Genomic DNA, 24151 nt, shown 5'->3' with positions numbered 1-24151 from the left:
AGAAAACTTATCCTGATGGGAGCAAACTCTACAGCACATAACTGGGTTTTGTTGCGGTAGAAGTTTGCTCATTCTGCTAAAGGATAAATTGGTAGCCTGATTAACATCATAGCCTGAACTTACCAGTTGGCTTTAGACAAAATAATCAACCACTTACGTAGTACCAGTACTTCCAGATGTCCGGCTTGTATGCCTGTACTGCAGTCCAGTATCGGATTAACATGGTAAGAACGCTGCCTGAAGTCGCGGCAGACGAATATTTCGCGACGACCAAGGCGCATCAAAAATGATGTTGGTGCAAATTGCAGGCTGAAACGCGTATCAAAGGACTGTTCGAGGTTTGCCATAATTTCAATCTCCATATCGGTTGGTATGTGATAGAGGAACTTCATCAAAACAGCCATGCGTTCATCCATAGGTCGAACTTTAACACAAACTACTGTATGCGCAATCAGTATATTGTAAACTGTGGTTTTCTCGTCTTCCTGTGATTTCTTGCTCCAGTCTCATAGTACTGACACATAAAATAAACTTTGAAGTCTTTCACCATATTACATATACTGTATATTTAATCAGTATATGTAATATGACCCACGTTTCCTCACTTCCTCCTGAACGCATACACCCCGCACTGTGGCGTGCATCGCAACTGGCGCGTGGTCAGGGCGGCTATTTGCCCAGTGGTTATGCAGAACTCAATAATGAGCTACCTGGCAATGGCTGGCCACAGGGGCAATTAACCGAAATTTTGCTGCCACAGGTTGGCACTGCCGAACTCAGCTTGCTCAAACCCGCCTTAAGCCAACTTGATGGGCGTCCCATTGTTTTGTTGACGCCACCTTATGTACCGCAGGCATTGGCTTTTTCATGCACTGGCTTGCAGGCATCGCAATTGATATGGATACGCTGCCAGAAGCATGTCGATGCCTTGTGGGCGGCTGAGCAGGTGTTGCGCAATAGCAGTTGTGGCGCGCTGTTGTTCTGGACATCCAGCATCCGTAGTGAAGCTTTGCGTCGTTTGCATCTGGCAGCACAAAGTTCGGAGACTTTATTTTTTTTGATGCGTGACATGCGGGCGGCACAGCAAGCCTCTCCTGCCCCCTTGCGATTGAGCGTGCAAACCAGCCAATATGGACTGGAGCTGGGCATACTCAAACGCCGTGGCAGCCAGCGTGATGCGCCGCTGACATTGCATGTGCCCGATCATCCTTATTTGTATGCCTATGCTCATCCAGGCAAAGAAAAAATTGCGACAAACTATGGCAACTTGCCCACCACTGTGGATAGCCGTTCACCTGCCTTTACTCCAGCTTGAGGTCTTTGTCACTCCCTTGTTTGCTCAGCAAGAGACACAAGTCAGTGTGATACTCCATCAAGGCCGTGTGACATCCATGTCTGCATCAGCCGATCAGGCAGGCATACGTCTGGGCATGCGCGCAGGGAGTGTGCAGATGCTGTCTGCTGATGCAGATTATTATCAGCGCGATCACAATAAAGAGAAGCTGGCATTACAGGCGATAGCAACTGCATTGCTGCAATACTCACCACAAGTCTGCCTGGCAGAAGATGATTGCATACTGGTTGATATCAGTGCCAGCCTGAGTTTGTTTGGTGGCATACGCGCTTTGCGTAAACGCGTGCAGGAAAGCATGCGCATTCTGGGTTATACAGCAACGACAGGCATTGCTCCCATTGCCAGGGCTGCCTGGCTATTTGCCAAGCAGGCATCGCGCAAACTCCCCAGAGGGCAGCATGTCTTTAAACTGCAAAGATTAAGCCAGCGCCTGGACAGGCTACCGGTCAAATTACTCACCGCAGCTGAACCTTTGACTGAATTACTGCAAGGCATAGCCTGTTATAGACTCAGAGATTTACGTCAATTACCACGCCCTGGCTTGCAGAGACGTTGTGGCAAAGCTTTACTCATAGAGCTGGATCAAGCCTATGGTGAGCAGGCAGAAGTACACGAATGGTATCTGGCAGCGCCAGAATTCAAAGTCAAAATGGAATTACCAGACCGCATAGAGCAGGCAGAGTCCCTGCTCATCTTTGCTCGCAGCCTGCTGGCCCAATTATTGGGATGGCTGGCTGCGCAGCAACTGGCGGTTACGCATATACACATGGAGTTATTGCATGAACGTGGTCGCCAGGCCATTCCACCAACTATGTTTGATCTGCAACTGGCACAAGCATGTTGGCAAGAATCGCATCTGCTGAGTTTATTCAAAGAGAAACTCAGCCAGCTCAAGCTACATAGTGCCGTCATCGGTATGTTGCTGGAAGTAAAACAGACTATCTTGCGCGAAGCACAAAGCTATACCTTGTTCCCCGAACCTGGTGGACAAGCAAATGAACACAAGCGCTTGCTTGAACTCCTGGTCGCCCGTCTGGGCGAAGAGAATGTCTTGCAGCCAGCACCACAGGCAGACCATAGAGCCGATGTTGCCAATCACTGGATTTCTGTCATCAAGAAAGCTCCGTCGCCCTGCCCGGCATCCGCTTTGGCCGGCTATGCCTTGCGCCCTAACTGGTTGTTGCCCCAACCACTGGCGCTGGATATCCACGAGCATCGTCCTTATTACGGCTCAGAACTCAAACTTGTTTCTCCGGCTGAACGCATAGAAGCCGGATGGTGGCATGAGCAGATACAAACCCGGGATTATTACATTGCTGTTGATAAGCGCCATGTGCGTTACTGGATTTATCGCGAGCGCGCCAATGATCCTGACAGTGAAGAACCTGTCTGGTTTTTACACGGTGTTTTTGGATAGCATTTTTGGGATAAATCAGCATGAGTACCTTCTTGCCCGAATATGCCGAATTATTTTGCATGAGCAATTTCAGCTTCCTGCATGGGGCATCACATTCAGAAGAACTGGTGGAGCGTGCGATTAAACTGAATTATCGCGCCCTGGCCATTACCGATGAATGTTCACTGGCTGGCGTGGCAAGAGCGTATGCAGCAGCAAAAAATACCGATTTACACCTCATCATTGGTGCTCACTTTAGACTGGAAGATACAGAGGCTCCTGAAAATAATGTGCACCTGATTGCCCTTGCACAAAACCGTGAGGGCTATGGCAACTTATCTGAAATGATCACTCTTGGCAGATGCAGAGCGACCAAGGGTAGTTACTTATTGACGCCCAAGGATTTCGTCACGCCACCGCCGGGTTTGGAACATTTGTCTGGCTTGCCAGATTGCCTGCTGATACTGGTACCAGCCTACCCTGCAGAAAGCGATGCACTACTGAAACAGGCCAAATGGCTAAAGAAAAACTTTCCTGGCCGTGCCTGGGTAGGCTTGAATTTATTGGTGCAAATTGCAGATGAATATCAAAAACAGCAAGTTGAGGCTGTGGCTGAAGCCGTGCAATTACCCGTTGTTGCCATTGGACAGGTCACCATGCATGTCCGTTCTCGTAAGCCCTTGCAAGACACGATGACGGCCATACGCTTATGCCAGCCCATCACTGAATGTGGTTACACATTGGCGATGAATGCAGAACAGCACCTGCGTTCACGCTTGCGGCTGGCAACGATCTATCCACGACATACTCTGGCCGAAACAGTGAGGATTGCAGACCTGTGCAGTTTTTCATTGAATGAGTTACGCTACGAATACCCGCACGAACTGGTGCCTAAAGGCTATACGCCTGCCAGTTATTTAAAGTTGCAAGTCTATAAAGGAGCCGATCTACGCTATCCAAAAGGTTTGCCATCGTCGGTAAAACATAAAATAGAGCATGAACTGGCACTGATTAATGATCTGGCTTATGAGCCATATTTTTTGACGGTATTTGATATCGTTAATTTCGCAAGGAATGAAAAAATACTTTGTCAGGGGCGTGGCTCGGCAGCCAACAGTGTGGTCTGCTATTGCCTGCACATCACAGAAGTCAACCCAGAAACACATACCCTGTTGTTTGAACGTTTCCTGTCCAAGGAAAGAGGTGAGCCCCCAGACATCGATGTCGATTTTGAGCATCAGCGTCGTGAAGAAGTCATGCAGTATATTTATGATAAATACGGACGTGACCGCGCTGCCATAGCTGCTGCTGTGCACACTTACCATCCACGCGGTGCCTTGCGCGATGTCGGAAAAGCCCTGGGTATAGATTTGGCGATCGTCGATGCGGTGGCAAAATCGCATCGCTGGTTTGATAGCAAACAGGAGTTATTTAAACGCTTTGCTGAATGCGGCCTGGATACCAGTTCTCCTGTTGCCCAGCAATGGGCTTCGCTGACAAGAAAATTACTGCGTTTCCCGCGTCATTTATCGCAGCACAGTGGCGGCTTTGTTATCGCACGCGGCAAATTATCCAGGCTGGTGCCTATAGAAAATGCAGCGATGGAAAAGCGTAATGTGATTCAATGGGATAAGGATGACCTTGAATCTCTGGGCTTGCTCAAGGTTGATGTGCTGGCTCTTGGCATGCTGTCGGCATTGCGGCGGGCTTTTGATTTAATGGCTAGCTTGCCAGGCAAACCTAAGTGCATGCAGGATGTTCCACGCGAAGATACTCTGACCTATGACATGATCTGCAAGGCAGATACCATAGGAGTGTTTCAAATAGAATCGCGGGCGCAGATGAGTATGTTGCCGCGCCTGAGGCCCAGAAAATTCTATGACCTGGTGATACAGATCGCCATTGTTCGGCCCGGCCCTATACAGGGTGGCATGGTCCACCCTTATTTGCAGAGGCGTCAGGGCAAGCAGCCTGTAGAAATTCATAAAAATCCGGGTATGCGGGCGGCGTTGGAACGCACTTTGGGAATACCCATTTTCCAGGAACAAGTCATGCAGATCGCCATGCATGCCGCCGATTTTACCGCAGGAGAAGCAGATGGCTTGCGCCGCGCAATGGCAGCCTGGAAGCGCAAAGGTGGCCTGGAAGGCTATGAAACCAGAATAGTAGAAGCCATGGTCAAGAATGGTTATGAGCGTGATTTTGCTCAAGGTATCTACGAACAAATGAAAGGTTTTGGTGATTATGGTTTTCCTGAAAGCCATTCAGCCAGCTTTGCCATCCTTGCGTATTTCAGTAGCTGGATCAAGCGTCATGAACCTGCGGTGTTTTTGTGTTCGCTATTGAATTCTCAGCCCTTGGGGTTTTATTCGCCTTCGCAACTGATACAGGATGCCCGTCGCCATGATGTGCAAGTCAGGGCCATCGATGTGACTTGCAGTGACTGGGATTCTTCGCTTGAGACAGAGACGCTGCATAATAGATTTACCGGCACCATGCAGCCTGTCGTTCGCATGGGCTTCTCTTTGCTGTATGGCATGTCCGAGGACGCTGCCTCGCGTATCATGCAGGCGCGTCAGCAACAGGCATTTGTTGATGTGCAAGATCTGGCAAAACGTGCTCAATTAAGCCAGCACGATTTACATGTGCTGGCTGCAGGTAATGCCTTGTCTGGTCTGGCTGGGCATAGAAGGCAGGCATTGTGGCAGGCAGTGGGTGCAATGCCGGATAAGGACTTATTGCGCGTCACTAGCATACAGGAACAGGTGCCGCAACTGAAAGCCCCTTCAGAGGCACAGGAGATTTATAGTGACTATCACGCGACCGGCTTCAGTCTGCAGCGCCATCCAGTTGCTTTGTTGCGGCCACAATTATTGGCCAAGCGGTTCTTGCCAGCAGAAATGCTGAACACCTTTCAGCAAGGGCAATTTGCCCGCGGCTGCGGTCTGGTCACGGTAAGGCAAAGACCGCAGACAGCCAAAGGTGTCATCTTCATCACCATAGAAGATGAGACCGGCCCAGTAAATGTGATTATCTGGCCAAATGTGCTGGAAAAGCAGCGCAGTGAAGTCTTGAGTGCGCCGCTGCTCGGTGTATATGGTATCTGGCAATGTGAAGCCGAAGTCAGGCATCTGGTTGCCAAACGCCTGGTGGATATGTCGCATCTTCTGGGACAATTGGAAGTAGGTAGCAGGAATTTTTGCTAAGCTTCCCCTGCCCTGCAAAGACGCAATAATTACTCTTGATTATCCTCAGGCAAAGTCAGCCGACCAGTATGATAATCATATTCATAAACCTCGCCATAGCGCCCCCATTCGATGGCGACTTCTAGTACGCGTTTTGCTTCGTCAGATTTCAAAAACTCTTCCAGCAAATCTATCAGCGGTTGCTCAGACAGGCTGCCACTCGTTTCCGACTCCAGATTGCGGCGTATATGTGCTGCCAATGGAACATGCGTCAGCAATTGCTGGCCAAACAATTCCTGCTTTTGCGCCTGCTCTACCTCTACATATTTTTTACCCAGTGGCGTCAGCATGATGTCGCCTTTTTCCAGCACGGCAAAACCCAACAGGCTCAGGGCTTCATAGGTCGGGAATAATTCTTCATCCGACAGTTCAGCTTCTTCTGCCAGTTGCGGCAAGTCGGCACGGCCATTGAATGGGGCTTCTGCCAGCAAATCAAGAATACCTTCGATGCGGCTGACATCCGTCTCAGGTAAACGATATCCCATGTGGCGGGCATTTGGCGTATCAGCGGCTGCCTCATGAGTGGCGCGCATGGTCATCAAACCATACACTTCATCAATCAGGGCGCGAACTTCAAGCGAATCGACATCACGCGGTCTGGGTAAATCTATCTTGATCTCACATCTTACTGAACCGGGGTCGCTGGACAGGATAATGATGCGGTCTGCCATCATGACGGCTTCTTCAATATTGTGAGAAACGATCAAAATCCCCTTGGTGGATATACGGTCTTCTTCCCACAATTCCAGCATGTCATTACGCAGGGTTTCACCTGTCAACACATCCAGTGCAGAAAAAGCTTCATCCATCAGCAGCACGTCAGGATTGGTGACCAGTGCCCTGGCTATACCCACACGTTGTTTCATGCCGCCAGAAAGTTCACGAGGCAAGGCACCACCAAAACCGGCCAGGCCTATCAATTCGAGAACCGCGTCAGCCCTTTGTTCACGCTCTGCCGCTGGCACACCCTGGGCTTCGAGACCCAGTTCCACATTCTGTTGTACAGTCAGCCAGGGGAATAAGGCAAAGGACTGGAAAACCATGGCTATGCCTGCCACCGGCCCGCCAATTGCCTTGTCGCGATAAGCCACTTTGCCTGCATCTGCTGGTATCAAACCAGCCATGATGCGCAGCAAAGTAGATTTACCGGAACCAGATTTACCGAGCAAGGCGACGATTTCGCCATCTTTGAGTTGAAAATCAACCTTGTCCAGTATCAGGCGCGATTTACCATCTGCTGCCTTAAAGGATTTGGCTACCTGATTCAGATCGAGTAATAAATTTTGTGTCATCTTGAACTCCGTGATGAATGATCCAGGCGTAAGCTCACTGGCTCAACGCAGATGGTCTTCTGCCAGCAGATACAATTTGCGCCAGAAAAAGCGGTTCAGCAGCATGACGAATACGCACATCACGCCTATACCCAAAGCAATGCGGTGAAAGTCCCCGGTTTCTGTCATTTGCTTGATATAGCTACCCAGGCCATCGGCCACCAACGTAGTTTTACCCCAGGTGACATATTCAGCCACGATACTGGCATTCCATGAGCCACCACTGGCTGTGATTGCCCCTGTGATATAGCTGGGGAAAACAGCAGGCAAATATACGCGCTTCCACTTCAGCCAGCCTTTCAGCCCCAGGTTGTCTGCTGCCAACCGCAGTTCATTGGGGATGGTGGCAGCACCAGCCACGACATTGAACAGGATGTACCACTGCGTACCAAACACCATCAAAGGGCTGAGCCAGATATTTGGTGTCAGGTTGAAAGTCACCATGGCAAACACCACCAGGGGGAACATCAAATTGACAGGGAATGCAGCCAAAAACTGCGCCATTGCCTGCACTTTTTGCGAATACTGTGGGCGCAAACCTATCCAGACTGCCACCGGCACCCAGAACAATGAAGCGAGGGCAATCAACAACATGACGCGCACCAGGGTAATCAAGCCCAAGCCCAGCACATGCGCCACTTCAGCCCAGCCCACCACACTGTGTATGAAAATGAACAGGCTGTACATGGCAAAAACAGATGCCAGCAACAAAACTGCATCCAGGACTTTAGGCCAGGCAGGATGGTTGAAACGCTGATTTACCTGCACGGTAGTACCATCACCTTGCACGCTAAACCATGACAAGCCACGCCCGAGGAAGAGCCAGAACCTGGCAATCCAGGCACGAAACAAACGGCTGCTACGCATCCAGTCCAGCAACCAGGATTGTTGTGCCGTTTCACCCTGAGATTCTTCAAAACGGAACTTGTCGGCCCAGGCCAGCAGAGGGCGGAAAAATAATTGGTCGTACAGCAAAATACCGATCAGCATGGCAGCAATTGCCCAGGTGATCGCCATGCCATCCCTCGCTTCAATCGCTACCGCAATATAGGAGCCTATACCTGGCAATTTAATGTCTTGCCCAGCCACAGAAATAGCCTCTGCCGCCACCAGGAAAAACCAGCCGCCGGACATGGACATCATCATATTCCAGAGCAAACCTGGCATGGCAAATGGCAATTCCAGGCGCCAGAAACGCTGCCAGCCAGATAATCTGAAAATCTGCGCCGCTTCTTTCAATTCAGGTGGTACATTGCGTATCGATTGATACAGACTGAATGCCATATTCCACGCCTGGGAAGTGAAAATCGCAAAAATGGCGGCGCACTCCACACCCAGCAAATTACCAGGAAACAAGGCAATAAAAGGGGCAATCGCAATCGCCTGAAAACCAAGAATAGGTACAGATTGCAAGATATCCAGCGCCGGTATCATGACTTTTTCAGCCGCCGCATATTTGGCTGCAATGGCTGCAAATACCAGGCTAAAAACCAGAGAAAAAGCCAGTGCCGTGAACATGCGCAAAATTGTGCGCAATAAATAGTAAGGCAGATAGGCAGGATCAAGACTGATCTGCAAAGCCTCGCCTACGGCAAAAGGACGGCTCATCTGCATGGCCGCAAATGCAAAAATTCCTAGTACAGCCAATACCAGAGGAAGCAAAGCCCAATCCCAGCGATTTGGCCCTTTACTTTCGGTAACGACATCACGTGCCTGGAAACGGAACAATTCAAACATGAATGCTCCTCAACTCATGCAAAACGCAAAAGAAAAAATGAGACATACCATACCTCCTGTCACAAACACAAAGTCTGGACAAAGATAAAACGCGCAGCTACGCACATGCATACTGGTTGATAGCCAGCGCCACGCGAAATTTAAGATAGGGGTAAAAGTAGGGAGCAGCGTGTTTGCTGCAAAAGACTACTACCCGCCAAATGGCAAGGTAGCAAGAGGAAATCTGTGCTTACATTGCCAAGTTGAGTGAATATCTACAACTATAACTGTCCACAGATGTGCTCCGAAAATGAGATGCGCGAACTTTAACATAGACTTTGTTTCGCAGGCAAGATGTTGCAGCGCAAAAAGCTTATTTTTTTGTAGCTTGCATGCGTTCTTTCAAGACAGCGGCAATTTCTCTCTGCTCTACTTCAATTGCAAAATCAAGAGCGGTTAGACCCAGATCATTCTTGAGAAATGGGTCCGCCCCCTCTTCCAGCAAAAGATTGACAATAAGGTGCTTGCCCGAACGGGCAGCCATCATCAACGGGGTGGTCTTGTTGGGGGATTCGGCATCTATGTAGGCCGATTTTTCCAGCAATAAGGCAACGATCTCCTTATTGCCACCAGCAGCGGCATAGTGCAAGGCACACCAGCCCACCTGATTAATCTCGGCATCATGCTCAACCAGGGTTTTAACGAAAGGAGAATTACCCAGGTAGCTGGCCAGCATCAGGATAGTATCGCCATTGCTGGCCCTGGCCTCAAGATTGATATCTTTATGATTGAGCAAGGTCTGGAAGACTTTTTTTGAATCTTCCCGCAAGGCGATCATCAGCAGGGTTTCACCGCGAATGGGTTCAGTAATATCTATACTTACACCTCGCCCTAATAACTCCTTAACCCTATCTACCTGGTCAAAACGCACAGCAAAAATCAAATCCTCGCGGTCGTCAGCAAAAGCGCAGGAAGAAATTAGCCACAACAAAAAACAAGCAAGGCAACGCCAATAAACACTTCTTTGCAAGCTTGTTTGCATGCCTGACCTCATTGAGCGAATTGAAACAATTGAAAGAAATTTCTGGTAGTGGTTTCCTGCACTTCTTTGACAGATATGCCTTTCAAATCTGCCAGAAATTCACCGACATGGCGCACAAACCCGGGTTCATTCATCTTGCCACGATGGGGGGCTGGCGCCAGGTAGGGTGAATCAGTTTCTATCAAAATACGATCGAGCGGCAAGGCTTTGGCAACAGCCTGCAAATCTTTGGCACTTTTGAAAGTCAGTATGCCTGAGAATGAAATATAAAAGCCAAGGTCCACTGCAGCTTGCGCCACTTCCAGAGATTCGGTGAAACAGTGCATGACACCGGCCACGCCCCCCTGCGCCGTGCCTGCACCTTCTTCTTTCATAATGCGTATGGTGTCTTCAGCTGCAGCGCGGGTATGAATGATAAGTGGCTTGCGGCAGATGCGTGAGGCGCGGATATGTTGCCTGAAACGCTCTCGTTGCCACTCCAGGTCACCCTTGAGGCGAAAGTAATCGAGACCGGTTTCACCGATGGCAATAATTTTGTCGTGATCCGCCAGCTTAACCAATTGCTCTGCCGTTGGTTCTTCTGTTTCTTCATAATCAGGATGCACACCTACGGATGCGTAGATATGTGGATACTGCTCTGCAAGTGCCAGCACCTGGGGAAAATCAGGCAAATCAACAGAAACGCATAGCGCATGGGTCACACTATTTTCCTGCATCTTGCTCAGTATTTCCGGCATGCGCACGGCAAGTTCAGGGAAATTAATATGACAATGGGAATCAACGTACATGCTTGCTACTCATAAGGAAATTTGATGCAATGATCAGTCAATAAATGAAGGACTAAGCCTCATTTTGCTGAAATCAATTGTAATACGGCTTGCGCCGAGACGTTAGCAGTGTCACGCAAAAGAGAATGATGCATGTCGATGAAGCGCTGTTTCAGGCGTTCCTGCAAGGTTTCGTCACTTAACTGCTGCCACAAAGCATCAGCCATCGCGTCTGGCCTCGCCGCTGACTGCAAAAATTCTGGGACCAGGAATTCACGCGCAAGTATATTCGGCAAACCTATCCAGGGCTGGTAACCCATGTGTCGCAAAATCTGCCATGAAGCTTCCATCATCTTGTAGGCAATCACCATGGGCTTTTTAAATAACGCTACTTCCAGTGATGCAGTGCCTGAGGCAACCAGTACCGCATCCGCCGCTGCAATGGCCGTATGGGAGCGGCCATCTATCAGCAACACCGGTACATTATCGAGCTTGGCTTCAACCACCAGCTTGATGTAATAACTGCGTTGCTTGTCACCAGCCATGGGGACCACAATCTGCAGATGAGGATCACGCTGGCATAGTATTTTAGCTGTTTGGATAAAAGCTTCAGTATTGTATTTGATCTCGGACATACGGCTGCCCGGCAAAATCGTAACGACTCTGGCGTTCTTGTCCAGACCCAGCTCGTCCCTGGCGGCGGCCATGTCCGTTTCCATGGGAATGACCTGGGCCAGCGGATGACCAACATAGGTCACAGGTATGCCCGCATTGACGTATATCTCTTCTTCAAACGGGAACACCACCAGCATGTGGGAAACTGCTTCCGCTATCTTTTTGATGCGGCCACCACGCCAGGCCCAGATTGAGGGGCTGATGTAGTGCATGGTGGAAATACCAGCCCGCTTTAACTGGATTTCCAGATCCAGATTGAAGTCTGGTGCATCCACACCGATGAAGACATCCGGCTTTTCAAGCAATAACCGTTCACGCAATTGCTTGCGTATGCCACTGATTTCACGGTAATGCGCCAGCACTTCAAACAGCCCACGCACAGACAGTTTCTCCATCGGCCAGTCATTAATGAAACCGTGCTCAGCCATACGCGGACCACCTATGCCGTGCATGTGAGCATCAGGCAAGGCCGGACGCAGACCTGACAGGAGGCGGTTGGCCAGCATGTCGCCGGAAGTTTCTCCGGCAACCATCGCGATAATGGGACGATTAGCTTGATTTGTCACAACGAAACTTAACGGACTATGCCACGTGTAGCAGCATCGAGAAAATGACGCATGGACTGCACGTGAAGAGCAACATCAGTTTCCAGCCCGGCAATCTGCTCATCTATCGCTGACTTGGCCTCTTCCAGAGTCAGGCCAGATTTATAGATCAGCTTATAAGACTGACGTATCGCTGTAATTTGCTCACGACTAAAACCACGGCGCTTCAGGCCTTCGACATTGATGCCATGGGCGCCAGCCGGATTGCCATTCAACATGACAAACGGAGGCACGTCCTGCAACAAGGAGGTACCCATGCCACACATGGCATGTGCACCTATCTTGCAGAACTGGTGGACATTGGTAAAACCACCCAAAATCACCCAGTCACCGACATGCACATGACCAGCCAAAGCGGCGTTATTGGCGAATATGACGTTGTTGCCTACCTGGCAATCATGTGCCAGATGCACATAGGCCATGATCCAGTTATCGTTACCCAGACGGGTGACGCCGTTGTCCTGAACCGTGCCCAGATTGAAGGTGCAAAATTCACGAATGACGTTATTGTCACCAATTTCCAGGCGCGTAGGTTCACCCGCATATTTCTTGTCTTGCGGAGCAGCACCTATGGAAGAAAATTGGTAGAAAGTATTGTTACGGCCTACTGTCGTATGTCCTTCAATGACAACATGCGGGCCGATCTTGGTACCCTCAGCTATCGTCACATTGGGGCCGATAATCGAATAGGCACCGACCTCAACGGAGCTATCCAGTTGGGCTTTGGGGTCTATCAGCGCGGTCGGGTGGATATGCATAGTGTGCCCTCCTAGGCTTCATCTTTCGTACGCATGGTGCACATCAGTTCGCCTTCTACTGCCAATTGGCCATCGACTGTTGCCCTGGCCTTGTATTTCCAGATGCCGCGTGCAACCTTGATGATTTCGACTTCCATTTTCAACTGGTCACCAGGTTCAACCGGACGCTTGAAACGCGCGCCATCAATGCCGAGGAAATACACAATAGTATTCTCGTCCGGCTTTTGCCCCATGGTCAGGAATGAGAGGATGGCTGCAGTCTGGGCCATCGCTTCTATCATCAATACGCCGGGCATGACGGGCTTATTCGGAAAATGTCCGTTAAAAAATTCTTCATTCGCCGTGACATTTTTGATGGCGGTAATGGTCTTGCCATTTTCCCAGCTCAGTACGCGATCCACCAGCAACATCGGGTAACGGTGTGGCAAGTATTCTTTGATTTGATTAATGTCCAGGCTATTCATGATCTTTTTCAGTCAGTGTTTTCATTGTTTTTTCGAGATAACGCATTTTTTCGCGCATACCCGATAAATTACGCACGATGGCAGCAGTTTTTTCCCAATCAGCATTTTTCGCCAAGGGATAGAAGCCAGTGTATTGCCCCGGCTCCAGTATGGAGCGCGACACCATGCTTGCAGAAGAAATATGTACATTATCGACGATGGTCAGGTGCCCCAGCACCATGGCCGCACCACCAAATGTGCAATATTTGCCTATCTTGGCACTACCTGCCACACCCACGCAACCTGCCATTGCTGTATGCGCGCCTATGTGGCAGTTATGCCCTATCTGTATCTGGTTATCCAGCTTGACGCCTTCTTCTATGATGGTGTCAGCCAAAGCGCCACGGTCTATACTGGTGTTTGCACCGATTTCCACATCATCACCTATCAGCACCCTGCCCGTTTGTGGAATTTTTATCCATTGACCTTTTTCATTGGCAAAGCCAAAACCATCAGCGCCTATTACTGCACCAGAATGGATAATGCAGCGCTGACCCAGAACACAATAGTCATAAATGCTGACATTTGCATGGATCAGACTATGGTCACCGATCACTACGCCACGGCCAATCACGACGCCTGGCTTGATGACAACGTGCTCACCAATCACTGCCTCGGAATCAATACTGGCATTAGCCCCAATACTGGCGGTGGCAGCGACTATTGCGTGGGGACTGACCCATGCCGCAGGATGCACGCCTAGTGTTGCCGGTATTGCATTGAGTGAAGCAAAGTACTGCGCCGCACGGGCAAAATACACATAAGGTTGCGGGACAATGAGACAAATGCCAGCATAGCCTTTGCCAATTTGCTCGAAATCGGTTTGCGTCAAAATCAAGGCAGCAGCCTGGGTAGCCGCTGCCTTGTGCCGGAACTTGGGATTGGACAGAAAGGTAATATGCTGTTCACTGGCCTCATCCAGAGGGGCAATGCCAGTGACAGTAATATCAGGTGAACCAGTCAATTGACCACCGAAGCGATCGACCAATTCACCCAGCCGAATGCTCGCGGTCATAGGAATTATTTGGAGAGTGCTTTGAGAACTTTATCAGTGATGTCGATGCGGGCGCTGTGATACACAGAATCTTGCAAGACCAGATCAATTTTTTCGGCTTCTGCGATTTGTTTGATCACTTTTTGCGCACGTTCCACCAATGATGCAATTTCTTCATTCTGACGCTGGTTCACATCTTCATTGTAAGAACGCTGCTTACGCTTGAAAGCCTGGTCCAACTCGGTAATTTCACGCTGACGGACAACACGGTCAGATTCTGACAATAAAGGCGCATCTTTTTCATATTTCTCTGCCGTCGCCTTCAATTTCTTTGCCAGGTTTTCCAGTTCTTCGCCACGCTTTTGAAATTCAACTTTCAGTTTAGCCTCAGCCGCTTTTGCCGGAACGGATTCGCGCATCACTCTCTGAGAGTCAAATATCGCTATTTTGGTATCTTGCGCCTGAGCTTGAGCAACGCTGAAAACGCAAGCCGCACAAACCATCAAGCGTTGCAACAATTTGGTCGGGGTAGTATGTTGACTCAAAATAATCTCCGTAACACGTACTAAAACAAAACACAGCCGAACATAAGCAATTAGAAACCAGTACCCATCTGGAACTGGAATGTCTGCTTTTTGTCGTCCGGTTTGGCATTCAAAGCTTTACCAAAACTCAGTTTCAATGGGCCAACCGGCGATATCCAGCTTATACCTATACCAGCAGAAAAACGTAAATCTTTCGCTCGGATTTTTTGACCTTCATCAAATACATTACCACCATCCACAAAAGTGAACCAGCGCAAGGATTTGTCAGCGCCTGGGAAAGGAATCTGTAATTCTACATTAGCCAGCAAGCGGGTTGCGCCGCCAAGTGCATCACCATTTGGATCTTTGGTGCCCAAGGACGATGGCTCATAACCGCGCACCGAACCTATACCACCAGCATAGAAGTTCTTAAACAATGGATATGGTTTGCCACCCAGGCCATGTCCATAATCAATTTCACCGTTCAATGCCAGCACAACAGACCGATAAACCGGCTGGAATAATTGCGCATTATAAATTGCACGATAATATTTAAAGCTGCCCACTGCTGCCAATTCCAGGTTGGCACGTTGATAACGACCAATTGTTGGGGTCAATACGCTGTCGCGGCTATCCCTTTGCCAGGCGGCTGTCAATGGGAAGGAGTTTGTCACGGCCTCGCCTATACCATAATCAACAGCAACCGTATCCTTGGAGCCAGTACCGTAGTCAGCAACATATTTCAGGTAACGGTATGGGCTGCCATAGTAAGTTTCAACCTTGGTACGCTCAAAACCGAGTCCAAAGAAGACTGTATCCACTTCAGAGAATGGCACACCAAAACGCAAGGCGCCACCGGTAGTCTGAATCTTATAATCGCCGACACTGCCGATAATCGGACGCGTTGTGCGAATATAGGCTTCCACGTTGCGGCTTACACCATCATCCGTAAAATAAGGATCTGTGTGGGACAGCGCAATTGTACGGTTTTGACGGCTGGTATTGATATCCAGACCTATCGTATCACCACTACCAAAGGCATTGGCTTGCTGGATGGAGCCAGTTAACGTCAATCTCTCGGCACTGGAGTAGCCAGCACCGAACATCAGGTTACCAGTAGGTTTTTCAGTCACAGTCAAATTGACATCGACCTGATCAACACTGGTTGGCACCTCAGGTGTTTCTATAGTGACATCTTTAAAATAACCAAGACGCTCGACACGGTCACGTGAGGTTTTGATTTTCTCGCCGTCGTACCATGAGCTTTCAAACTGGCGGAATTCGCGGCGGATAACTTCATCACGTGTGCGGGTATTACCTGCGAGGTTAATGCGGCGCACATAAACACGCTTGCCTGGATCAACAAAGATGGTGAAAGCAACTTCTTTCTTTTCCTTATTCAGGTTAGGATTTGCATTCACGTTGGCAAACGCATAACCAAAATTACCCATGCGTTCAGAAATACGCTTGGTGCTTTCAGTAAGACGAGCTGCATTATAAATATTACCTTTTTTGAGCAACAACAAAGAGGCCAATTCCTCTTCCCTACCCATAGTATCGCCTTCAAGCTTGATATCGGAGACAGTATATTTATCTCCCTCATCAATATTGATGGTGATGTAAATGTCTTTTTTGTCCGGTGTAATGGAAATCTGCGTCGATAAAATCTGCATTTCCAGATAACCACGGTTTTGATAGAACGAGCGCAAGGTCTCGATATCACCCGACAGTTTTTGCTTGGAATATTGATCTGCCTTGGTATACCAGGTAAACCAGCCAGGTGTCGTCAAGGTTAACAGGTCACGGATTTCACCGTCAGAAAAATCTTTGTTACCGATGATATTAATCTGGGCGATCTTGGCTACTTCGCCCTCATCCACAGCAAATGTAACGTTTACACGATTGCGCTCTATCGGCGTGATGGTGGTCGTGATTTGCATGCCATACAAGCCCTTGGACAGGTATTGGCGTTTGAGCTCTTGCTCAGCACGATCAACTGTTGCCTTATCAAAAATACGTGATTCACCCACACCTATGTCTTTCAAGGCTTTGACGAGTGCATCTTTCTCAAATTCTTTAGTGCCAGTGAATTCTACGCCAGCAATGGTAGGACGTTCTTCCAGCAAAACGATCAATACACCGTCTTGCACTTCAATCTGAACGTCCTTGAAAAAACCCGTTGCATACAGGGATTTGATCGCAGTTGTACTTTTCGCGTCATCAAATTGCTCGCCGACTTTGACAGGCAAATAGCTAAATACAGTACCAGCTTCCGTCCGTTGCAAGCCTTCTACACGTATGTCCTTGACGGTGAAGGGCTCAATCGCCAATGCATTTCCGGTGCAAAGTGCCAATGCAGCCAGAGATAAAGCATGACGACGAAAATGGGCTAAAGTGAACTGCTCAATATGTAATTTCATTGGGTATAAATTTCTTTCAATACTCTCAATATTGCTATCTAAAATGAGTTTCTGTCATCAAGCCAGCTATTATGACATTAGTCGGGCAATGTCATTAAAAAAAGCTATTGCCATCATCGTCAATAACAAAAAAAATCCGGCACGCTGTCCCATTTCGACATAACGGTCCTGCAAAGGTTTCCCTGTCAAAACTTCCAGCGAATAATACAACAAATGCCCCCCATCCAAAACGGGTATTGGTAGTAAATTCATCACGCCAAGGCTAATACTGATCACCGCAATGAAGCCCAGATAGACAATCATGCCAGTTCTGGAGGTTTGCCCGGCATAATCAGCAATGGTCAAAGGTCCGGTTATATGCTTCAGAGAAACACTACCCGTCAACATTTTCCCCATCATTTTCAGGCTGAAGATACTGGTATCCCAGGTTTTTTCAACAGACTTGATAAATGCCTGTGGCAGGCTAGCCTGCACCACCGTCATTTCTGGAACCATAGGCTGCAATTTTACCTTCATCAACCCCACTGTCTGCCCACTTACCTCTTGACTAACAGGCGTAACCTCCACCTCAAATTTGTTGCCATTCCTTTGCACCATCAACTTCAACGGCTTATCCGGGTGGGCGTTGACGATTTGCCGGAAATCTATTGTATCAAGCAGGGGTTTCTGTCCTATCGCCAGAATACGGTCGCCAACCTGCAAACCGGCCTGCTTGGCGGGACTATCCGGTAAGAAATCCTCCAGTACAATTTCAGTACTTCCCGCAAGATTCAAGCCAAGGTGCTGCAAAATATCGGTATCAACTTCGCTCGAACTCAGTTGTTGAAGTGGGATTTCGACAGAAATTGGTGTGTTATCACTAATATTGCCGGTATTGGCATGCTGTACTTCAAGTACCGGATTACGCCTACTGACACCGGCTTGCATCATTTTCCAGCGGAACTCTGACCAGCTTTGTACTGGCTCACCATTTATAGAAGTAACTAGGTCACCGTAGCGCAATCCCGCTTTATAGGCGATAGAGGATTCAGATGCTACGCGCACTTTGGAAACTGCTTCTGGCACACCATGCACAAACAAGGCGGTATAAAGGAAGATAGCCAATAAAAAATTGGCCATAGGGCCAGCCGCCACTATAGCTATACGCTTCCATACAGATTGCTGGCAAAATTCGCGGGACAGTTCATGTTGGGCGATTTTTTCTGCCCCCATCTCACGGGCGTCCAGCATTTTGACATAGCCACCTAGCGGCAACAGGGAAATAGCCCATTCAGTCTGGTCTTTACCCAGGCGCCTGGAGTAGATAACCCTTCCCATTCCCAGGGAAAAACGCAGGACTTTGACGCCACACCAGCGGGCAACAATATAGTGTCCAAATTCATGGATAGTAACCAGTATGCCCAGGGTCACCAGAAAGGCTAGTGCGTTTTGTAGCCAAGTCATAAGGAAATCATTGCCTCTGCAACCCGGCGTGCTTCAGCATCGCAGGCAAGTATGCTTTCCAGATCTGGTGTCTCGCTCACAGCAAGTTTGTTCAGCGTATGCTCTATGACCTGATTGATCATGCGGAAGCCTATTCTCTTGTCCAAAAACGCTTGGACAGCAATTTCATTACTTGCGTTCAATATGGTTGCAGCCGACTTGCCCTCTTTCAAGGCATCATAAGCCAGTTGCAAGCAAGGGAAACGCTGGAAGTCTGGCTTGATGAAATTCAGACTGGCGACCTTTAACAGATCAAGTGGTGCGACTCCCGAGTCTATACGCTCAGGATAGGCCATACCGTAAGCGATGGGTATGCGCATGTCAGGGTTGCCCATTTGTGCTATCACTGAACCATCGGTATAAGACACCATGGAATGAATCACGCTCTGCGGATGGATGACTACCTCAATCTTACCTGCTGGCGTAGCAAACAGCCAATGCGCCTCGATGACCTCAAGTCCCTTGTTCATCATCGTCGCTGAATCGACAGAGATTTTTCGACCCATGACCCAGTTGGGGTGAGCAACAGCTTGTTCAGGCGTAACATCATCCAGGGTATTGACATCCCGGTTCAGAAAGGGGCCGCCAGAGGCTGTCAATAATATCTTGTGTACGCCATGCTGGCCGGGTTGACGGTTGTAGTTGCCGGGCAAGCATTGAAAAATGGCGTTGTGCTCGCTGTCAATAGGCAGTAAAGCAGCGCCACTGTCTTTGATGGCATCGATAAATAGCTGGCCAGACATGACCAGTGCTTCTTTGTTGGCCAGCAAGACTTTTTTACCTGCTTTTGCAGCAGCCAAAGACGCAGGCAAACCGGCAGCACCAACAATGGCTGCCATCACACTATCACATTCGCCTGCGCTGGCAACGGCACACAAGGCCTCTGGGCCAGACAATATCTGGATTTGAGGCAAATGCAATTCTTTCAACAGACTCGCCAGCTCATCAGCCGCCTGCGCAGTGCCAACCACGGCAACCTGAGGTAAAAACTGCGCGCATTGCTCAGCCAGTTTTTTAACCTGGGTGTGTGCAGTCAAAGCAAAAACGCCATAGCGCTCAGGATGGCGTGCAACAACATCCAAAGTCGATACGCCTATGGAGCCGGTAGAACCTAGTATGCAAAGCTGCTGTTTTTTCTGCATGTATTTTATCGCCACAAATCGACTAGAGCTGCCAGGGGAAGCACTGGTATCAGCGCATCTATCCTGTCGAGTACACCACCATGCCCGGGCAAGAGGTTGCTACTGTCTTTCATACCGACGCGGCGTTTCAATGAAGATTCAAACAGATCGCCCACTACGCTGGCCGCAGTAATCAAAGTCATGGCACCAATAAAGATAAGCCAGCCTTTTCTGGCAACTAATTGCGCAGTGAAAGTATTTTCCAAAGCAGGGATAAAGCTTGTCGCTGCCGCCAATAGCAATACGCAGATCCAACCACCGATAGCACCTTCCCACGATTTACCCGGAGAAATTGTGGGTGCGAGTTTGCGCTTGCCAAAAGTTTTACCAGAAAAATAGGCCCCAATATCAGCAATCCAGACGATGGCCATAACAGAAAACAGATACATCGGTGAGCGCTGAAAGAACACCGCAATCGCGATGAAGCAGGCAAAAATACTGATGCCATACAAAGTACTCAGCATGCCACTGGAAAAATTATGCGTTTCCGGCAAGCCCCTGGCTAGCGTGGGGACTAACCTTAAAGCCCAAAATGCCGTGCTCAGCGCAAACAGCAAGGGGTGAGAAAAATCTGCCAGATGGAATAAGCAATACACCAGCAGACCAACCCACAACGCAGCCATGATGATGGGGCCAGGTTTTTTGAACAGGCGTTGGCATTCCCACATGGCAGCAGCAAAAAAAGCCACCGCCAATACAGAGAAAGCATAAAAATTGGCCGAATACAGGACTGGCAGCAAAATGGCCAGCAGAACCAAAGCAGTCAGGACACGGGTTTTAAGCATTACTTGCTTTCTTGCTGGGCAGATTGCTCAGACACCTGAGCGCTGGTACGCCCAAAGCGACGTTCGCGGTTTTGATACGAGGATATGGACAAGTCCAGAGCTGCTGCGTCAAAGTCAGGCCAGAACGTATCAGTGAAATACAACTCACTATACGCCAGTTGCCAGAGCAGAAAATTGGAAATGCGCGTCTCGCCGCCGGTACGGATAAACAAATCCGGCTCAGGCGCATAGGCCATTGAAAGATAGGCGGAAAGCTGATCTTCTGTGATTTCCTGATCGGCCAGTCCAGCAGCGGCACGCTCTTTTTGCAGGCGGTTCACGGCCTGCATGATATCCCAGCGCCCACCGTAATTAGCACAAACAGTCACAGTCAAGCCTTGATTGTTGGCAGTTTTTTGCTCTGCTGCCAAAATCATGTTTTGCAGTTGGGGATCAAATCTGGCGAGATCACCAACGACCTTGAGACGTATATTGTTGGCGTGCATTTTCGCCACTTCTTTTTCAAGAGCGGTGACAAACAAACGCATCAGTAGCGAAACCTCTTCAGCGGGCCGGCGCCAGTTTTCTGAACTGAAGGCAAAAAATGTCAGGTAAGAAACACCGCGGCGGGCACAGGCTTCTACGATGCCCCTGACCGCCTCAACGCCCTTTACATGCCCGGCGACTCGTGGCAAAAAACGCTTGGTTGCCCAGCGTCCATTGCCATCCATAATAATTGCTATATGTTTAGGAATTGCGCCAACTGCCGGAATTTCCTTGGTGGAACTTGTATGGGTCATGTAAATCCAGAATGTGTTGATACGCGGGAGACGGCTTAAACTGTCAACACTTCTTTTTCTTTGTCAGCCAGGAGTTTATCCACTTCTGCAACAAACTTGTCTGTCAGCTTCTGGATGTCGTCTTGCGCACGACGTTCATCATCTTCAGAGCATTCTTTTTCTTTAAGTAACTTCTTCAGGGACTCATTGGAGTCGCGGCGAATATTGCGGATAGCGATCTTGGCACTCTCACCTTCCGTCTTGACCAGCTTGACCATTTCTTTGCGACGCTCTTCAGTCAGCGGTGGTGTTGGTACACGAATCAGTTCACCCTGTGAAGATGGATTCAAGCCAAGATCGGCATCACGAATCGCTTTTTCAATTGCATTCAACATTTTCTTTTCCCAAGGCTGCACACCTATTGTGCGCGCATCGATCAAAGTAACATTGGCAACCTGGGTGATGTGGGTAGGTGTGCCGTAATAATCAACCTGGACATGATCAAGAATGCCGGTGTGGGCACGGCCAGTGCGTACTTTTGACAAATCAGCCTTTAAAGTCTCGATGGACTTTTGCATACGCTGGTCAGAACTTTTTTTGATATCTGCTACGCTCATCGCGCTCTCCTGTACATCTGGGCAAGAGCGGCGGCTCTGGCCGCGCTCCTTGCCGAATTAATATGAAACAATCCGAAGTGCAGGATTATACGTGCACTAAGGTGCCTTCGTCTGCCCCCAGAATGACATTCTTCAATGCACCCGGTTTAATAATGGAAAATACCTTGATAGGCAATTTTTGATCACGGCACAGAGCAAACGCAGTTGCATCCATGACTTGCAGATGGCGGGCAATAGCTTCGTCGAACGAAATCGTTGTATAACGTGTCGCTGTGGCATCTTTTTTAGGATCGGCGGTATAAACGCCATCAACCTTGGTCGCCTTCAGAACGATTTCGGCGCCTATTTCCGAGCCGCGCAAAGCTGCTGCTGTATCGGTAGTAAAGAAAGGATTGCCGGTACCTGCAGCAAAGACGATGACCTTACCCTCCTCCAGATATTGCAAGGCTTTAGGGCGAACATAAGGTTCAACAACCTGGTCGATGGCAATAGCTGACATGACGCGCGAAGTCAGACCTACCTGGCGCATGGCATCTGACAATGCCAGAGCATTCATGACTGTCGCCAACATGCCCATATAGTCTGCAGTAGCCCTGTCCATACCTTGTGCACCAGGTGCCACGCCACGGAAGATATTGCCACCACCGATAACGATGGCCAACTCAACGCCCATTCTTGATACTTCGGCCACATCAGCCACCATGCGCTCTATCGTCGCACGGTTAATGCCAAACGGATCATCGCCCATCAGGGCTTCGCCAGAGAGCTTCAAGAGCACACGCTTGTAAGCAGGTTTTGTCATGATAGGACTCCTTCTGGTAGTTTAAATAATTGATATGAAATGCGTACTGGATGAAGTCACCTGGATAAGGCTCTTCAATGACCATTTGATTTGCAAACTAGCCCGGTCAGGCAATACACAAAGCAAATGGAGCACCACTCACTTATCACACACTCATATTTACACCTGAATACACAAATTTGATGCTCAGACACAAATACTTACAATCGCTGGATTTAAAAAAACGGGCCTTTCGGCCCGTTTTTTTATTTCGCCAATTACGCTTGTTTTGCAGCAGCCACTTGAGCAGCCACTTCTGCGGCGAAGTCATCTTGCTTCTTCTCAATGCCTTCACCAACAACAAACATGGTGAATGCTTTAACAGTTGTATTAACAGATTTCAACATCTGTTCAACTGTTTGCTTGTCATTCTTAACGAATGTCTGATTCAGCAAAGAAACTTCTTTCAGGAATTTCTGTACGGAACCTTCAACCATTTTTTCAGCGATATCTGCTGGCTTGCCAGATTCTGCAGCTTTCAAAGCCGCTACAGAGCGCTCTTTTTCGATCAGATCAGCAGGCACCTGGTCAGAAGACAGGGATACTGGTTTCATCGCAGCGATATGCATTGCCACGTCTTTACCAACTTGCTCATCTGCGCCGTCGAATTCGACAACCACACCGATACGTGTGCCGTGCAGGTAAGAAACCAGTTTGGCAGTTGTGTCAAAGCGGACAAAACGACGGAAAGACATGTTTTCGCCGATTTTACCAACCAGTGCTGCGCGCACTTCTTCAACTGTTTTGCCATCCAGTGGCAATGCACCCAAAGCTGCAATATCAGCAGGATTGTGTTCAGCAATCAGTTTTGCACAAGTATTAGCCAGCGCCAGGAAATCATCATTCTTGGTCACGAAGTCTGTTTCGCAGTTAACTTCGATCAGGGAACCAACATTACCAGAGATATAGGATGCGACAACGCCTTCTGCAGTAATACGGGAGGATGCTTTGGAAGCTTTGCTACCCAGTTTTACACGCAGAATCTCTTCCGCACGGTCCATATCGCCTTCTGCTTCTGTCAGCGCTTTTTTGCATTCCATCATTGGCGCATCTGTTTTTGCGCGCAGTGCACCTACCAAAGCTGCTGTAATCGCCGCCATGTCATTCTCCTAGTTCAAAGGTGTTTAAAGAAACACCGATATCAAATTTTGTTTAAA

Annotated in this window: 21 protein-coding genes; 3 read left to right on the top strand and 18 right to left on the bottom strand. The window is 48.9% G+C overall.

Features of this window, described 5'->3' with window-relative positions; genetic code table 11:
- Positions 1–119 precede the first annotated feature (119 nt).
- Positions 120–347 carry a hypothetical protein gene (locus tag UNDKW_RS12595; protein WP_162058964.1) on the bottom strand — a complete coding sequence of 76 codons (228 nt, stop codon included), beginning with the start codon at positions 345–347 and terminating at the stop codon, positions 120–122.
- 239 nt (positions 348–586) lie between these two features.
- On the opposite strand from UNDKW_RS12595, the gene imuA reads away from it, so the two are divergent.
- The 3 genes from imuA to UNDKW_RS12580 are packed head-to-tail and all read left to right on the top strand — an operon-like array spanning position 587 to position 5956.
- Positions 587–1315, top strand: a complete 729-nt coding sequence (gene imuA, locus UNDKW_RS12590; RefSeq protein WP_162058963.1) for a translesion DNA synthesis-associated protein ImuA — start codon at positions 587–589, stop codon at positions 1313–1315.
- A complete protein-coding gene (locus tag UNDKW_RS12585; RefSeq protein ID WP_162058962.1) occupies positions 1260–2771 on the top strand; it encodes a DNA polymerase Y family protein in 1512 nt (503 codons plus the stop codon). The genes imuA and UNDKW_RS12585 overlap by 56 nt, the downstream gene beginning before the upstream one ends.
- A 20-nt stretch (positions 2772–2791) precedes the next feature.
- On the top strand, positions 2792–5956 hold the full coding sequence (locus UNDKW_RS12580) for an error-prone DNA polymerase (RefSeq protein ID WP_162058961.1): 3165 nt from the start codon (positions 2792–2794) through the stop codon (positions 5954–5956).
- Between the two features lie 29 nt (positions 5957–5985).
- Here UNDKW_RS12580 and UNDKW_RS12575 read toward each other — a convergent pair whose 3' ends face one another.
- From UNDKW_RS12575 to tsf, 17 genes are all read right to left on the bottom strand, one after another.
- The gene (locus tag UNDKW_RS12575; RefSeq protein ID WP_162058960.1) at positions 5986–7287 is read right to left on the bottom strand and encodes an AAA-associated domain-containing protein; all 1302 of its coding nucleotides are present in this window, start codon (positions 7285–7287) and stop codon (positions 5986–5988) included.
- A gap of 42 nt (positions 7288–7329) precedes the next feature.
- Positions 7330–9063, bottom strand: coding sequence for an ABC transporter permease subunit (locus UNDKW_RS12570; RefSeq protein ID WP_162058959.1), 1734 nt, complete (start codon positions 9061–9063; stop codon positions 7330–7332).
- A 352-nt stretch (positions 9064–9415) separates the two neighbouring features.
- Positions 9416–10084, bottom strand: a complete 669-nt coding sequence (locus UNDKW_RS12565) for an ankyrin repeat domain-containing protein (protein WP_162058958.1) — start codon at positions 10082–10084, stop codon at positions 9416–9418.
- Between the two features lie 8 nt (positions 10085–10092).
- On the bottom strand, positions 10093–10872 hold the full coding sequence (locus UNDKW_RS12560; protein ID WP_162058957.1) for a TatD family hydrolase: 780 nt from the start codon (positions 10870–10872) through the stop codon (positions 10093–10095).
- Positions 10873–10931: 59 nt separating this feature from the next.
- A complete protein-coding gene (gene lpxB / locus UNDKW_RS12555; protein ID WP_255431539.1) occupies positions 10932–12092 on the bottom strand; it encodes a lipid-A-disaccharide synthase in 1161 nt (386 codons plus the stop codon).
- Positions 12093–12100: 8 nt separating this feature from the next.
- A complete protein-coding gene (gene lpxA / locus UNDKW_RS12550; RefSeq protein WP_162058956.1) occupies positions 12101–12889 on the bottom strand; it encodes an acyl-ACP--UDP-N-acetylglucosamine O-acyltransferase in 789 nt (262 codons plus the stop codon).
- 11 nt (positions 12890–12900) lie between these two features.
- Positions 12901–13353 carry a 3-hydroxyacyl-ACP dehydratase FabZ gene (gene fabZ, locus UNDKW_RS12545; protein ID WP_162041362.1) on the bottom strand — a complete coding sequence of 151 codons (453 nt, stop codon included), beginning with the start codon at positions 13351–13353 and terminating at the stop codon, positions 12901–12903.
- Complete coding sequence (gene lpxD / locus UNDKW_RS12540; protein ID WP_162058955.1) at positions 13346–14407, bottom strand: UDP-3-O-(3-hydroxymyristoyl)glucosamine N-acyltransferase; 1062 nt, start codon at positions 14405–14407, stop codon at positions 13346–13348. The genes fabZ and lpxD overlap by 8 nt, the downstream gene beginning before the upstream one ends.
- A 5-nt stretch (positions 14408–14412) precedes the next feature.
- The gene (locus UNDKW_RS12535; protein ID WP_162044600.1) at positions 14413–14889 is read right to left on the bottom strand and encodes an OmpH family outer membrane protein; all 477 of its coding nucleotides are present in this window, start codon (positions 14887–14889) and stop codon (positions 14413–14415) included.
- Between the two features lie 92 nt (positions 14890–14981).
- Positions 14982–17330, bottom strand: a complete 2349-nt coding sequence (gene bamA, locus UNDKW_RS12530) for an outer membrane protein assembly factor BamA (RefSeq protein WP_162058954.1) — start codon at positions 17328–17330, stop codon at positions 14982–14984.
- Positions 17331–17399: 69 nt separating this feature from the next.
- Positions 17400–18773, bottom strand: a complete 1374-nt coding sequence (rseP, locus tag UNDKW_RS12525; protein WP_162058953.1) for an RIP metalloprotease RseP — start codon at positions 18771–18773, stop codon at positions 17400–17402.
- Positions 18770–19954 (bottom strand): 1-deoxy-D-xylulose-5-phosphate reductoisomerase, encoded by a 1185-nt coding sequence (ispC, locus tag UNDKW_RS12520; protein ID WP_162058952.1) that lies wholly within the window; start codon positions 19952–19954, stop codon positions 18770–18772. The genes rseP and ispC overlap by 4 nt, the downstream gene beginning before the upstream one ends.
- Positions 19955–19959: 5 nt before the next feature.
- Positions 19960–20778, bottom strand: a complete 819-nt coding sequence (locus UNDKW_RS12515; protein ID WP_162058951.1) for a phosphatidate cytidylyltransferase — start codon at positions 20776–20778, stop codon at positions 19960–19962.
- Complete coding sequence (locus tag UNDKW_RS12510; protein WP_162058950.1) at positions 20778–21557, bottom strand: isoprenyl transferase; 780 nt, start codon at positions 21555–21557, stop codon at positions 20778–20780. Before UNDKW_RS12510 ends, UNDKW_RS12515 begins: the two co-directional genes overlap by 1 nt.
- Positions 21558–21592: 35 nt before the next feature.
- Positions 21593–22153, bottom strand: coding sequence for a ribosome recycling factor (frr, locus tag UNDKW_RS12505; RefSeq protein WP_110253515.1), 561 nt, complete (start codon positions 22151–22153; stop codon positions 21593–21595).
- An 85-nt stretch (positions 22154–22238) separates the two neighbouring features.
- The gene (gene pyrH, locus UNDKW_RS12500; RefSeq protein ID WP_162041352.1) at positions 22239–22955 is read right to left on the bottom strand and encodes a UMP kinase; all 717 of its coding nucleotides are present in this window, start codon (positions 22953–22955) and stop codon (positions 22239–22241) included.
- A 257-nt stretch (positions 22956–23212) separates the two neighbouring features.
- The gene (tsf, locus tag UNDKW_RS12495) at positions 23213–24094 is read right to left on the bottom strand and encodes a translation elongation factor Ts (protein WP_162041351.1); all 882 of its coding nucleotides are present in this window, start codon (positions 24092–24094) and stop codon (positions 23213–23215) included.
- Positions 24095–24151 lie beyond the last annotated feature (57 nt).

Origin of the sequence: Undibacterium sp. KW1, from assembly GCF_009937955.1 — a bacterium.
Classification (GTDB): domain Bacteria; phylum Pseudomonadota; class Gammaproteobacteria; order Burkholderiales; family Burkholderiaceae_D; genus Undibacterium.
This window is presented reverse-complemented; position numbering and strand designations above follow the sequence as displayed.

Bases quoted from the DNA above. Each gene is read 5' to 3' on its own strand.
- pyrH (WP_162041352.1), bottom strand. From the start codon at position 22,955: ATGACAAAACCTGCTTACAAGCGTGTGCTCTTGAAGCTCTCTGGCGAA.
- bamA (WP_162058954.1), bottom strand. From the start codon at position 17,330: ATGAAATTACATATTGAGCAGTTCACTTTAGCCCATTTTCGTCGTCAT.
- UNDKW_RS12580 (WP_162058961.1), top strand. From the start codon at position 2,792: ATGAGTACCTTCTTGCCCGAATATGCCGAATTATTTTGCATGAGCAAT.
- lpxA (WP_162058956.1), bottom strand. From the start codon at position 12,889: ATGCATATCCACCCGACCGCGCTGATAGACCCCAAAGCCCAACTGGAT.
- UNDKW_RS12595 (WP_162058964.1), bottom strand. From the start codon at position 347: ATGGCAAACCTCGAACAGTCCTTTGATACGCGTTTCAGCCTGCAATTT.
- fabZ (WP_162041362.1), bottom strand. From the start codon at position 13,353: ATGAATAGCCTGGACATTAATCAAATCAAAGAATACTTGCCACACCGT.
- UNDKW_RS12510 (WP_162058950.1), bottom strand. From the start codon at position 21,557: ATGACCCATACAAGTTCCACCAAGGAAATTCCGGCAGTTGGCGCAATT.
- UNDKW_RS12535 (WP_162044600.1), bottom strand. From the start codon at position 14,889: ATGGTTTGTGCGGCTTGCGTTTTCAGCGTTGCTCAAGCTCAGGCGCAA.
- frr (WP_110253515.1), bottom strand. From the start codon at position 22,153: ATGAGCGTAGCAGATATCAAAAAAAGTTCTGACCAGCGTATGCAAAAG.
- UNDKW_RS12565 (WP_162058958.1), bottom strand. From the start codon at position 10,084: ATGCAAACAAGCTTGCAAAGAAGTGTTTATTGGCGTTGCCTTGCTTGT.
- ispC (WP_162058952.1), bottom strand. From the start codon at position 19,954: ATGCAGAAAAAACAGCAGCTTTGCATACTAGGTTCTACCGGCTCCATA.
- imuA (WP_162058963.1), top strand. From the start codon at position 587: ATGACCCACGTTTCCTCACTTCCTCCTGAACGCATACACCCCGCACTG.
- UNDKW_RS12575 (WP_162058960.1), bottom strand. From the start codon at position 7,287: ATGACACAAAATTTATTACTCGATCTGAATCAGGTAGCCAAATCCTTT.
- tsf (WP_162041351.1), bottom strand. From the start codon at position 24,094: ATGGCGGCGATTACAGCAGCTTTGGTAGGTGCACTGCGCGCAAAAACA.
- lpxD (WP_162058955.1), bottom strand. From the start codon at position 14,407: ATGACCGCGAGCATTCGGCTGGGTGAATTGGTCGATCGCTTCGGTGGT.
- UNDKW_RS12585 (WP_162058962.1), top strand. From the start codon at position 1,260: ATGGCAACTTGCCCACCACTGTGGATAGCCGTTCACCTGCCTTTACTC.
- rseP (WP_162058953.1), bottom strand. From the start codon at position 18,773: ATGACTTGGCTACAAAACGCACTAGCCTTTCTGGTGACCCTGGGCATA.
- UNDKW_RS12515 (WP_162058951.1), bottom strand. From the start codon at position 20,778: ATGCTTAAAACCCGTGTCCTGACTGCTTTGGTTCTGCTGGCCATTTTG.
- UNDKW_RS12560 (WP_162058957.1), bottom strand. From the start codon at position 10,872: ATGTACGTTGATTCCCATTGTCATATTAATTTCCCTGAACTTGCCGTG.
- UNDKW_RS12570 (WP_162058959.1), bottom strand. From the start codon at position 9,063: ATGTTTGAATTGTTCCGTTTCCAGGCACGTGATGTCGTTACCGAAAGT.